The sequence below is a fragment of the Microcystis sp. M061S2 genome (assembly GCF_020245605.1).
Classification (GTDB): Bacteria; Cyanobacteriota; Cyanobacteriia; order Cyanobacteriales; family Microcystaceae; genus Microcystis.
Genome location: NZ_JADBUP010000037.1, coordinates 1 through 13,227, shown reverse-complemented (window position 1 = coordinate 13,227; position 13,227 = coordinate 1). Strand labels below are relative to the sequence as shown.

At 45.5% G+C, this 13,227-nt stretch carries 9 protein-coding genes and 1 pseudogene; 8 read left to right on the top strand and 2 right to left on the bottom strand.

What is annotated here, in order from left to right:
• The 4 genes and pseudogenes from IM475_RS07185 to IM475_RS07170 form a co-directional block, all read left to right on the top strand.
• Positions 1-126 (top strand): annotated as a pseudogene (locus IM475_RS07185) (IS982 family transposase); the annotation flags it as partial.
• 112 nt (positions 127-238) lie between these two features.
• Complete coding sequence (gene gcvT, locus IM475_RS07180; RefSeq protein WP_287727136.1) at positions 239-1,345, top strand: glycine cleavage system aminomethyltransferase GcvT; 1,107 nt, start codon at positions 239-241, stop codon at positions 1,343-1,345.
• A 136-nt stretch (positions 1,346-1,481) separates the two neighbouring features.
• Positions 1,482-3,212 (top strand): Rqc2 family fibronectin-binding protein, encoded by a 1,731-nt coding sequence (locus tag IM475_RS07175; RefSeq protein WP_287727135.1) that lies wholly within the window; start codon positions 1,482-1,484, stop codon positions 3,210-3,212.
• Between the two features lie 512 nt (positions 3,213-3,724).
• Positions 3,725-5,185, top strand: a complete 1,461-nt coding sequence (locus tag IM475_RS07170) for a TIGR04222 domain-containing membrane protein (protein ID WP_287727134.1) — start codon at positions 3,725-3,727, stop codon at positions 5,183-5,185.
• A gap of 378 nt (positions 5,186-5,563) precedes the next feature.
• Here IM475_RS07170 and dusB read toward each other — a convergent pair whose 3' ends face one another.
• A complete protein-coding gene (gene dusB, locus IM475_RS07165; protein WP_287727133.1) occupies positions 5,564-6,565 on the bottom strand; it encodes a tRNA dihydrouridine synthase DusB in 1,002 nt (333 codons plus the stop codon).
• Positions 6,566-6,764: 199 nt separating this feature from the next.
• Here dusB and IM475_RS07160 point away from each other — a divergent pair, with 199 nt between their 5' ends.
• Complete coding sequence (locus tag IM475_RS07160; protein ID WP_287727132.1) at positions 6,765-8,339, top strand: glucose-6-phosphate isomerase; 1,575 nt, start codon at positions 6,765-6,767, stop codon at positions 8,337-8,339.
• Positions 8,340-8,505: 166 nt separating this feature from the next.
• Positions 8,506-9,720: an ABC transporter permease gene (locus IM475_RS07155; RefSeq protein ID WP_287727131.1), complete on the top strand. Its 1,215-nt coding sequence runs from the start codon at positions 8,506-8,508 to the stop codon at positions 9,718-9,720.
• Between the two features lie 5 nt (positions 9,721-9,725).
• On the opposite strand, the gene hisD is transcribed toward IM475_RS07155, so the two are convergent.
• Positions 9,726-10,982 (bottom strand): histidinol dehydrogenase, encoded by a 1,257-nt coding sequence (gene hisD, locus IM475_RS07150; protein ID WP_287727130.1) that lies wholly within the window; start codon positions 10,980-10,982, stop codon positions 9,726-9,728.
• A gap of 372 nt (positions 10,983-11,354) precedes the next feature.
• On the opposite strand from hisD, the gene accC reads away from it, so the two are divergent.
• Together accC and IM475_RS07140 are read left to right on the top strand one after the other, a co-directional pair.
• Positions 11,355-12,701: an acetyl-CoA carboxylase biotin carboxylase subunit gene (accC, locus tag IM475_RS07145; protein ID WP_002802160.1), complete on the top strand. Its 1,347-nt coding sequence runs from the start codon at positions 11,355-11,357 to the stop codon at positions 12,699-12,701.
• A gap of 43 nt (positions 12,702-12,744) precedes the next feature.
• The coding region (locus tag IM475_RS07140; RefSeq protein ID WP_287727129.1) for a Uma2 family endonuclease at positions 12,745-13,227 on the top strand (483 nt) is incomplete at its 3' end.

The window sequence follows — 13,227 nt, the reverse complement described above, 5'->3', positions numbered from 1 at the left end:
GAACATTCCCGCCACCGCAGCCCTGTTAATTTTTGCGTTAATCTTCTCTGTGGTTTGATTGCTTACTGTCACCAGCCGAAAAAACCCTCCTTGAAGATGGAATGGGCTTTACCCCCCGCTGCTTAACCCGAACTGGGGTTGTTTACTGGTCACTGATAACTGATAACTGATAACTGGTCACTGATAACTGATAACTGCTATGCTACTCTAGGCAGAAAACCATTCGATCGAGATCACCGTGGCTAACCAAGAAGCAACTCCCCCCGCTATTCGTACCCCCTTATACGACCTAATTGCCCAACAAACCAGCAAATTTACCCCTTTTGCGGGTTGGGAGATGCCGATACAGTTTAGCGGCCTAAAAATCGAACATAATGCTGTCCGCAACGGTGTCGGGATGTTTGACATTTCCCACATGGGCAAATTTATCTTAACTGGCGATAATCTGGTTCAATCTCTCCAAACCCTAGTTCCCTCTAATTTAGCCCGTTTAAGGGCAGGAAAGGCGCAGTATAGCGTTTTACTTAACCCGGACGGTGGTATTATCGATGATATTATCTTTTACTACCAAAGCGAAAGCCAAGGCGTATTAATTGTTAATGCCTCAACCACCGATAAAGATCGAGAGTGGATTTTAGGCAATTTAGAGGGATCGGGGGTCAAATTAAAGGATTTATCCCAAGAAAGGGTCTTAATCGCCCTGCAAGGACCCAAGGCGGCGACAATTTTACAGCCCTTGATCGGGGAAAAATTAAGCGATTTTGGCCTATTTAATCACTGGGAAAGCCAGCTTTTCGGGGAAAAAGTTTTTATCGCTAGGACCGGTTACACGGGAGAAGATGGCTTTGAAATTATGGCCGCTCCTGAAATCGGACAGCAACTTTGGACGGAATTCTTAAATTTAGGGGTGACTCCCTGCGGTTTAGGAGCGCGGGATACCCTGCGTTTAGAGGCAGCTTTAGCCCTTTATGGACAGGATATCGACGATAGCACGAGTCCCCTAGAGGCAGGCTTAAATTGGTTGGTTCATCTGCCAGAAAAAGGCGATTTTATCGGTCGTGATGTCCTTGAAGACCAAAAACTTAATGGTGTGAATCGGCGCTTGGTGGGATTGCAGATGTCCGGCAAACATATCGCCCGTCACGATTATCCGGTAGTATTCGCCGGGGAAGCGGTGGGTAAAGTTACCAGTGGCACTTTATCACCAACTTTGAACACAGCGATCGCTTTAGCCTATCTTCCCACACCTTTCGCCTCGATCGGACAGGCGATCGAAGTGGAAATCCGCGGCACCACCTACCCCGCTACCGTCGTTAAAAAACCCTTTTACAAAAGTAAAAAGTAAAAAGGTGATCGAGGTTAGGTGGCTTTTCAGTGAACAGTAATCAGTCATCAGTGAAGAGAAAACGGCAACTGCTAGATAACACTGTCCACTTAAAACTCAAATCTGATAACTGATAACTGATAACTGATAACTGAAAATGCAATCCGTAGACTTTACCACCCTCAGCGCCACTTGTGCCGAAATTGCCGCCACTTGGCTGCCGGCGAGACTAGAACAAGTGTATCAAATTGATCGCCAAACGATCGCCCTCTATTTACGAACCTTCGATCGCAAGGGATGGTTAATTATTTCTTGGCATCCCCAAGGAGCGCGGCTGCATATTGGTGATCCACCGCCAAAAGTCCCTGATACCTTCACTTTCAGCGATCAATTGCGTCATCAACTCAATGGTTTTGCGCTAACAAAATTAGCATTTGTTGCCCCGTGGGAAAGAGTCATCGATCTGCAATTTGCCCAACGTCCCGATGATCCGGCCCTGGGGCATTTGTATATAGAAATTATGGGCAAATATAGCAATGTTATTTTAACTGCGGCTGACAATCAAATTGTCACCGTTGCCCATCAAGTCAATGCCACCCAGTCTAGTGTTCGCACCGTACAAACCGGACAAATCTATCAACTACCGCCCGTTTTATTGGCAACAGATCCCAGTTTAGAAGAATCCTTGAGCAGTTGGCAAGCAAGAGTTAGTTTAATCCCTAAAACTATCGAAAAACAGTTAGTTAGTACCTATCGTGGTGTTAGTCCAGTCATCGCTCGATCGCTGTTGCAAAAAGCCAAGATTAACCCGAAATTAAACACGGATCAGTTAGATAATAACGATTGGGAAAAGCTCTTTTCAGCTTGGCAAGAATGGTTAAAAATGCTCGAAAATAAAACCTTTCAACCCGGATGGACAAGAGAAGGTTATACAGTTATCGGTGGGGAGATACTGGCAGCGGCTAAAAATGTTCAAGAATTATTAAACCGTTATTATAGCGACCAAATTAATCAAGAAAGCTTTCGACAACTACAGCAAAAATTAAACCAAAAAGTCACCTCTTTACTGACTAAACTGCAAACTAAAGCGGCGGGATTTCAAACAAGACTAGCAGAATCTGCTCATGCCGATCGCTATAAAGAGCAAGGGGATTTATTAATGGCAAATCTGCAGCAAATACAGCAGGGAATGACTAGCATTAGTTTGGCGGATTTCCAGACAGGAAAACCTGTAATTATTCCTCTCGATCCCGAAAGAAATCCCGTGCAGAATGCCCAATATTTTTATAAACAACATCAGAAATTAAAAAGGGCCCGGTTAGCGGTGGAACCTTTATTAGAGGAAGTGGTCAGTGAAATTAATTATCTCGAACAAGTGCGATCGAGTTTAAGTCAACTAGAAAATTATAGCAGCAGCGAAGATTTAGAGGCCCTAGACGAGATACAAGAAGAATTAATCCAACAGAAGTATCTAGAAAGCAATTACCGGCGTAATCGGGCGAATAATAAAGAATCCGAACCCATGCGCTTTACTACTCCCTCTGGAGTAGAATTATGGATTGGCAGAAATAACCGTCAAAATGATCGGCTAACTTTTCGTAGCGCCAGCGATTACGATATCTGGTTTCATAGTCAAGAAATCGCTGGTAGTCACGTTTTACTCCGTTTAACCCCCGGTACAGTTCCAGAAGCCGCCGATCTGCAATTTGCCGCCGATTACGCCGCTTATTATAGCCGCGCTCGCCATAGTGAACAGGTTCCCGTCGTCTATACCCGTCCCAAATACGTCTATAAACCCAAGGGCGCAAAGCCCGGTATGGTGGTTTACAAACAGGAAACGGTAATCTGGGGCTGTCCTCAGAGGGTTGAGGATTACCGCAAAAAATAATTTTTTACCAAATTGTTTACTTTTTTTTACACAAAATGGGTATTGTCTGTTACAATTTCTACTATAGAGACGAATGCAGTTCAGGCGCTTGGGAACGCAAGGACTATATTTCCTCGGATTACAACAACAAACAACAGCAAACCAGTGGTAGCAGCCGATAGTCTCGGGAAAGACACAAAAAACCGACTATTCAGGTGATATTAAAGCGACCACTGGTATTTTATTTGGTTTCTCTGGTACTTGACGCTTAGAGCTTTTACCTATAGGAGCATTCCCCTATAGAACCCGATAACTCTAGTTTTCAAGGTGCGTTCATCGGTTGATGACTGGGTTTTTTAAGCGGTTGCTTACCCGGCCCCCTATTCTTAATATCATACATCCTATAAAGTCGCCCTCAAAGGGCGAGGCTTTCAACCCAATTTTTCGGTAAAGAAATTTAAACTTCACGCATAGTTAAGCCTCTTCGGCCTAAATAAACGACTAGAAACAGTTTTTTTCGGGAGGCCCGGTTTATGGATAGCCCATTAGGGACGATGAACTTTCAACAGATAGAGCTATATAAAAGAATTCAGGCATTTGCCTTGGATCGGCCAGATAGTCAATTATCTTTCAGCCAACGATTAGCAAAAGATAACGGCTGGTCCTTAGGCTATACTCAGAGAGCGATCGAGGAATACAAAAAGTTTATATTTCTAGCCGTTGCAGCAGGACATCCGGTCACGCCATCCGACCAAATCGATCAAGTTTGGCATTTACATCTGACCTATACGCGATTGTACTGGCAAGAGTTCTGTCCCAAAATTTTGCAAACCACATTACATCACGAGCCGACTCGTGGGGGTTCATCCGAGCAATTAAAATTTGGCAGTTGGTATAGCAAGACGCTAGAAAGTTACGAACAGTTTTTTGGACATATTCCTCCAATAGATATTTGGCCTAAACCCAAAGACCGATTCGGGCGAGATTTGCATTTTATCCGGATCAACACTCAACAAAGCTGGGTCTTGTCAAAACCTAATTTGACAATCTTCTTGAAACCACAACTGCGAAAAATAGGCATCTTTACCTTTTTAGTCTTCCTTTCGCTGATGATAACTAGCTGTCAGATAATCTCCCAAATTCCTAACCCAATCAATTTTACAGGTTCGGAATTTTTAACCTTCTATATTTTCCTAGTAGTGATGGGAATCGCTTTGGCAGCCTGGCTACGTTTTTCCCTGTGCCTAGTTAGCGCTAATATAAATCAGCAACCTGATTTAAATACTTACGAGATAGCTTTCTTGGCGGGGGGCAATCATCGCCTGATTATGGCCGCAATCGCCAGTTTGGTAAAACAAGGCTATGTGGAGGTATTAAAAGAAGGCAAACTGGTGGTGACAGGAAAGATCGATGCTATTGCCGATCCTGTAGAAAAGGCGGTCGCCCAAGATATTTTGGTCACTGATGGGGCAATTGAACAGGTTTTCCAGAAGTCTACAGGAATGAAAGATAGCATTCGTTCCCGCCTAGAACAACTTGGTTTGTTTCTGAGCGATGCCCAAGCATTCAAAGCGCAAATTTATCCATCATTGATTGTGGTTATTCTTCTAGGAATAGGCTTGTACAAAATGGCGGTGGGAATTTCTCGCGATAAGCCCGTTGGTTTACTTCTCATCTGTATATTTGGGCTTCTAGTTTTGGGAGCAAGGTTTTTTGTCAAACCACAGCGCAGCCGTTATGGAGAGATCATTTTTGATGATTTAACAAATCGCTTACAACATTTAAAAACAGCCAATAGCAGCGATTCTGAACTTGTACTTGCGGTGGCGTTTTTTGGAGCAACAGTTCTGATGGCGGATATGGCTTTAGCAGACCTGTATCAAATGCTGACTCCCACAGCCGTTGCTAGTAGCGGCGGTGATGGCGGCAGTGGCGGCAGTGATGGCGACAGTGATGGCGGTTGTGGTGGTTGTGCTGGTTGTGGTTGTATGTGATTGAGTTCAAGGCCATTAACAGCCGCTCAATCGTTCTGTTGAACATTCCCGCCACCGTAGCCCTGTTAATTTTTGCCTTAATCTCCTCTCTGGTTTGATTGCTTAAGTAGGGTTGGCTTAATATTACTGGAAGCTTTGCTAGAAAAGGGTTTTGGCACTTTTTGGGCTAAAAAAGTGCCAGAAACAAACGTTGAGAAATTAGGGACTCAAAACCCTGGCACTTTCCGGAGGCGAACCCAAAGCGCTCGCTACGCGAGAACACAAAGGTTTCCGCTTCCAGGCGCGCGAGGTCATTCTGTTTTTCTGACTTCCCCGACCGATTCGGAGACGACCGACGACCGACTCCTAACCCCACCAACAAACTTTTTGCCGCAAACCCTAAATATTCTCGTTTTCAAGGTTTAATTGGGCAATAGCTCCATCAATTAAATCACAGCCCTCCCCCAGGGATTCGATCCGCGAAAACCGATCACGCCAAAGCGCCGCACCGGTAAAATCCTGACAATACCAAGCCAGATGTTTCCTGGCTTGCCAGATGCCGCGTTGTCCCTTGTATAGCCATAGCCCCTGTAAATGCTCTTTAGCTAGGCTTAACAGGTCAATAGAGGTGGGTTTCGGCAACTTTTTGCCTGTTTTGAGGTAATAATCGATTTCCCCCACCAAATAGGGATAACCGAGGGTTCCCCGCGAACACATCACCCCATCGGCCCGGGTAAATTCCAAACAATTAATCGCCGCTTCCACAGAAACGATATCACCATTAGCGATGACAGGAATCGATAAAACCTCCTTCACCCGTTTAATCCATTGCCAATCGGCCGCCCCGTGATAACCCTGTTCCCTAGTGCGTGCGTGCAGGGTCAACATTTGCGCTCCCGCATCTTCTAAACGACGGGCAAAATCGATAATATTAATCTCCTGAGCGTTCCATCCCAAGCGAGTTTTCACCGTTACCGGCACCGATACCGCTCTCACCACTTCCCTAACAATTTGCTCGGCAATTTCTGGCTGTCGTAAAAGCGAAGAGCCACCGCCTTTTTTAGTAATTTTATTAACAGGACAACCCATATTAATATCGATGGTCATCGCTCCTTCTTTAACCGCTTTTTCCGCCGCCACAGCCATAAAATCGGGACGGCAATCAAATAATTGCATACTAATTGGTTGTTCTTTGTCCCCGATAACCATCAATTGCGGTAACTCTTGCAGCTGGGAGATTTCTGTCGCATTGACCATCTCGGTATAGAGCATCGAATCAGGAGCAAAGCGTCTCACCAGGCGCCGAAAAACTAAATCGGTGACACCGGATAAAGGTGATTGCAAGACGCGGCTATGCACTTCTAAGTTACCGATTTTGAGAGGAGATGAGTAGATAGCCATAGGACCGGTTAAAAAATCAACAGCCAACACCAGCAAACCGAACAATTAGGGGATAGTTCAGTCACTGTTAGTATTTTGCCAACCCCTAATATATGCTTAACCGTCATCTTCTAGCCTAAAACTACCTGTATGATGATTGGAGAGGATAGAATCCTATCTCCCCTAAACGAGTAATTAAACAAAAATTTCGCTTTTTTTTATGGATAATCTGCAACTCTGGCAACGTTACCAAGATTGGTTATACTATCACCCTAACCTAGAACTTTATCTCGATGTCAGTCGGATTCCCTTCGATGAGGCTTTTCTCAAAGGTCTAGAAGCAAAATTTGAGCGCGCTTTCCAAGATATGACAGCTTTAGAACAGGGTGCGATCGCCAATCCCGACGAACAGCGCATGGTCGGCCACTACTGGCTGCGCGCTCCTGAACTCGCTCCTAACCAGGAATTGCGGGACGAAATCACCGAACCAATAGCACAGATCAAAGAATTTGTCAAGAAAATTCACTCCGGAGCGATTAAGCCGCCCAATCGGGCAAAATTTAGCCATATTCTCTGTGTCGGCATCGGGGGGTCTGCTTTGGGTCCCCAATTCGTTGCCGAGGCTCTATCCCCCCTTAATCCCCCCTTAGAGATTGCTTTTATTGATAATACCGACCCTAAAGGCATTGATCGCACCCTAGCTCATTTACCCTTAGCTGCCACCCTGGTTATCGTCACCAGTAAATCCGGCGGCACTCCCGAAGCGAGAAACGGAATGTTAGAGGTCCGCAACGCTTACGAAAAACAAGATTTAGACTTTCCGCCACACGCGGTCGCCGTCACCATGCCTGGTAGCCAACTGGACAAATACGCCCAAGATTGGCTAACTCGTTTCCCCATGCAGGATTGGGTCGGTGGTCGTACATCCGAACTATCCGCCGTCGGTCTTCTCCCGGCCGCTTTGCAGGGTATCGACATCGATGAAATGTTAGCCGGGGCCAAAGAAATGGACATCGCCACCCGCGTCCATAACCTGAAAAAAAATCCTAGCGCCCTACTGGCCCTAGCTTGGTATCATGAGGGCAACGGCAAGGGAGAGAAAGATATGGTGATTCTGCCCTACAAAGACAGTCTCTATCTCTTTAGCCGCTATCTGCAACAATTGGTCATGGAGTCCCTCGGTAAAGAAAAAGACCTCGATGGTAATAAGGTGTACCAAGGTATCGCCGTCTATGGTAACAAAGGTTCCACCGACCAACACGCCTACGTCCAACAATTACGCGAAGGTGTTCCCAATTTTTTCGCTACTTTTATTGAAGTGTTAAAAGACCGACAAGGAGATTCGATAGAAGTGGAAACCGGCTCCACTGCCGGCGATTTCCTCTCAGGATTACTGCAAGGTACTCGACAAGCTTTATACGAAAATAGTCGTCACTCTATCACTATCACTATCCCAGAGGTCACTCCCCGTCAGGTAGGGGCCTTGATCGCCCTCTACGAACGGGCCGTTAGTTTCTATGCTAGTTTAGTTAACATTAACGCCTACCATCAACCCGGGGTAGAAGCAGGGAAAAAAGCTGCCGCTTCTATTCTGGATTTACAAAGAAAAATCGTGCAAGTTGTTCGGGAAACGGGAACTTCTCTTGACCTAACCACTCTAGCAGCCAAAATCGGCGCTAGTGACCAAGTTGAAGCTATCTATAAAATTGTCCGTCATCTCAACGCTAATCGGCGCAGTTTAACTATTACCGGCGATTTAAGCAAACCGGAAACGATCCAAATCTCTACCCGCTAATCAGTTATCAGTTATCAGTTATCAGATGTAAGTTATCAGTTATCAGTTATCAGTCGTCAGGAGATTATTTTTATTTATTCTCCCCACCTCATAATTCATAATTCATAATTCATAATTCATAATTCATAATTCATAATTCCCCACTGATCACTGAATGTAACTAACCATGGAAATGCTCGAAAATCTGAAAATGGCTTTTTCCGCTTTGATGGCCAATAAACTGCGTAGTGGTCTGACTATGCTAGGAATTGCTATCGGTAACGCCTCCGTCATTGCCCTAGTGGGAGTGGGTGAAGGAGCGCAAAAAGTCGCCCTCGAGCAGTTTGAAGCTCTCGGACCGAATGTTTTATTTGTTTCCACCTCCTCGCGCAATGTCCGCCGGACAATTCCTAATCCCCGGCCTCTCACCTACGAAGATGCTCAAGCGATCGCATCTCAAGTTCCCGCCATTACCGCCATTTCTCCCGAATTGAGCGGTAAAAAAATCCTATCCTTCGGTAATAGAACCAGTAATAGTCCCCTGATTGGGGTGGGATCCCAGTACCTAAACGTGCGTAACCGTCAACTATCTAAGGGTAGATTTATTATGGAATCTGACCTGAAACGGGATAATCGGGTGATTGTCTTGGGATCGGAATTAGCCAAAAATCTCTTTGGTAATCGCAATCCCGTCGGCGAAAATCTTCGCATGGGCAATCTTAGTTTTCAAGTCATTGGAGTTTTACAGGCGAAAGGCTCCTTATTTGAGGCTAATCAGGACGATCGAGCCTTAATTCCCCTAACTACCATGTCTAATCAGGTTTTAGGGCGCAATTCTATCTATGGCATTCCCCTAACTCATATTTCTGTCTTGGCTAAAAACTCCGCCCAAATTAAAGCCGCTCAGTTTCAGATTAGCAACCTGCTGCAAATGCGTCATCAGGTCAGCGACGAGAATTATGTGCAGATTTTCCCCCAAACCACAGTCTTAGAAATGGCCAAAGAGACTAACGATAGTTTAACTAGAATGTTAGCCTCGATCGCCAGTATTTCCCTTTTTGTTGGCGGAATTGGCGTAATGAATATTATGCTGGTGTCAGTCACGGAAAGAACCCAAGAAATCGGGTTAAGAAAGGCTTTAGGAGCCAAAGAAGGGGATATAAAAGGTCAATTTCTCATTGAATCGGTGATTTTAGCCACCACTGGCGGAATTATCGGGATTTTTGTCGGCATTCAAGGAATGTATCTAGCGGGAATTTTTGCCGCTTTAACCACCAGTGTCTCAATCCCTGCCATAATTCTCGCTTTAGGAGTTTCTAGTGCCATCGGTCTAATTTTCGGTGTTGTTCCCGCTCATCATGCCGCTAAATTAGACCCAATAGTTGCTTTGAGAAGATTATAGTTTCTCTAGTTCTTGTCCTCACCTCGGGATTCTATACCCGCATCCGTTGCCGTAAATCCCTCCGCTTGCGCTAATATTTGCAGATTATGGGCTATGGAGGCGAAGGAATCGGCAGGATATTCGATTAAAGTGGCGGAATTGAGAAAAGTTTCCACTCCCACGGGACAACCCAAATAATCAGCCACCGCTTTTGGAGTAGTAGAACCGAGGAGAATAGTTCCCGATTGTCTCAAAGAAGATATCTTTTCCCAAGGCTCATCGATCATTAAGGATAAATGGGTGGGAGCAAAAAGATTCGATAATTCGATCGCTTTCTCCAATGACTCCACCACCACGATTAAACCATAATGAGCGATCGCTTTTTCCGTCAACAATCTCTGGGGATGTATCTGTAACTGTTTTTGCACTTCTTCCTGTACTATTAGGGCCAAAGCCTTATCCGTCGTCAATAAAATCGCTGCCGCTAGGGAATACTGTTCCGCTTGCGCTAATAGATCTAGGGCCAACTGTCTAGGATTAGCTTGACTATCGGCAATAATAACTAAATCAGAAGTAATAGAGAGATAATCGATTTTTACACGGTCAGAAACCAGTTTTTTAGCCAAATTAGTATAAAAATCACCTATTCCGGCAATCATCTCCACGGGAGCGATCGTTTTTGTGCCGTAGGCTAAAGCGGCGATCGCCTGTGGTCCAGCCACCCGATAAATCTCACTAATACCCACCGATTGGGCTGCCACTAAAATCGCCGGATGGATGCGTAAATCCTCATCGGCAGGAGATACCATCACAATCCGTTTAACCCCCGCTATTTTGGCAGGAATCGCCTGTTGGAGCAATAAACTGAGATAGGCCCGTTTCCCATCGGGAACGACAATTCCCACACTGTTAACCGGTTGATAACGTTTCCCTCGAACCGTACCATCCTCAGGAAACTGGACCCAAGCTTTGGGGAGACGCTGACGGTGAAAAGCCTCCATTTTTGCACAGGCAACGGCGATCGCATTTAATAAATCCTGCGACACCTGTTGATAAGCGGCATCCAGTTCCGATCCACTCACCTTAATTTGCTGTAGATTAAGGGACTGTTGGTAGAATTTTTCCGTGTAATCCACCAACGAGCGATCGCCAGCAAGTCGCACCTGATCGACAATCTCTCGGACAAGCGATTCTTTTTCCCGAATTTCCGGATCGTCGAACCGTTCCCGAATTCGTCTCAGTTCCGTTCTGGCTGACCATGGCTCTGTGATAATTCGCAACATCGAGCTATTATCCTCTAGGGGCGAAACGAGATTAAAAAGTTTTCACTCCTCACACTCTAGCTTATCGCTTTCAAGCTTGACCGGGGAGGGAGACCGAGTCAGTTATTTTAGCCGTCGGTAGTCAGGAGCCGGTCGTCCGTCGCCAGGAGATTATTTTTATTTATTCTCCCCACCTCCGGCGCTCCCTTCTCCCCACTTCCCCACTTCCCCACCTCCGGCGCTCCCTTCTCCCCACTTCCTAATTCATAATTTATAATTCATAATTTATAATTCCCCACTTCCCAACAGCCAGCCCGATTTCCCCAAGGTAACAAAACCAGATATTCTACTAAATAGTCGCCTATCACACCAGCCTGATCTCGTGGTCGTCCAATGCAGTTTGCCAAGATATTAATCGCCAATCGCGGGGAAATCGCCTTAAGAATCCTTCATAGTTGCGAAGAATTGGGCATTAGAACCGTTGCCGTCCACTCTACCATCGATCGCCATGCCCTTCACGTTCAACTGGCCGATGAGAGTGTTTGTATTGGTCCGCCCCCAAGCAGCAAAAGTTACCTAAATATCCCTAATATCATCTCGGCTGCCCTAACACGCAACGCCACGGCGATCCATCCCGGTTACGGTTTTTTGGCAGAAAACGCCCGCTTTGCCGAAATTTGTGCCGATCATCAGTTAACTTTTATCGGTCCGTCTCCCAGTGCTATTCTGGCTATGGGGGATAAATCTACCGCTAAAAAAACCATGCAAAAAGCGGGAGTTCCCACTATCCCCGGCAGTGGTGGTTTAATTACCTCAGAAGCGGAAGCAAAACGTATCGCTGATGACATCGGTTATCCTGTCCTGATTAAAGCCACCGCTGGCGGTGGAGGGCGTGGGATGCGTCTTGTCAAGAGTGCAGATGAACTAGGTAATATGTTAAAAGCCGCCCAAGGGGAAGCAGAGGCGGCTTTTGGCAATTCGGGAGTATATCTAGAAAAATTTATCGAATGTCCCCGACATATCGAGTTTCAGATTTTGGCCGATAGTCACGGTAACGTAATCCATTTAGGAGAAAGAGACTGTTCGATTCAGCGACGACACCAAAAACTGCTAGAAGAGGCCCCCAGTCCCTTCTTAACGCCCCATTTACGCTCAAAAATGGGTAATGCCGCCGTTAAAGCCGCTAAATCGATTAATTACGTCGGGGTGGGAACCGTGGAATTTTTAGTCGATAAACACGGTAATTTTTACTTCATGGAAATGAACACCCGTATTCAGGTGGAACACCCCGTCACGGAGATGATCACGGGGATAGACCTGATCAGAGAACAAATTCTGGTGGCACAGGGCGAAAAACTGCAAATTAAGCAAGATCAGGTGATATTTAGAGGGCATTCGATCGAGTGTCGCATTAATGCCGAGGATCCCGATCGCAATTTTCGCCCTCACCCCGGCAAAATTAGCGGTTATCTGCCCCCCGGCGGTCCGGGTGTCCGCATGGATTCCCACGTTTACACCGATTACGAAATCCCCCCCTATTACGATTCCCTAATCGGTAAATTAATTGTCTGGGGAGAAAATCGCGAAACTGCGATTAAACGCATGAAACGCGCCCTGCGGGAATGTGCGATCACGGGAGTACCGACGACTATTGATTTCCATCGTAAAATATTGGAAACTCCCGCCTTTTTAGCCGGAGATGTTTACACTAATTTCATCCAAGAACATCTCTTGCCCTAGGGCGTTACCATGAAGTTTAGACGAGAGTAAGTTGGGGATAATAATGACAGTAGAAGTTAAATTTAACTCGTTTCAACTCAGCGATGAACAGTTCTTTCAACTTTGTCAGGATAACCGAGATTTGCGCTTGGAACGCAGCGCAAAAGGAGATTTAATTATTATGCCACCGACTGGAGGAGAAACCGGTAATTCTAACGCTGGAATCACTGCCCAATTATGGTTATGGAATAACCTAAATAAATTAGGTGTAGTTTTTGATTCTTCCACAGGATTTAAACTACCGAATGGGGCCGATCGCTCTCCCGATGCTGCTTGGATACCTTTAGATAAATGGCAAGCTTTAACCCCGCAACAAAAGGAAAGATTTTTACCTCTATCTCCCGATTTTGTCATTGAATTAATGTCTCCTAGTGACAACATAGAAACTGCTAGAAAAAAAATGCAGGAATATTTAGATAATGGGACTCGTTTAGGTTGGTTAATCAATAGAAAAACTAGAGAAGTAGAAATTTATCGTCAAGGACAG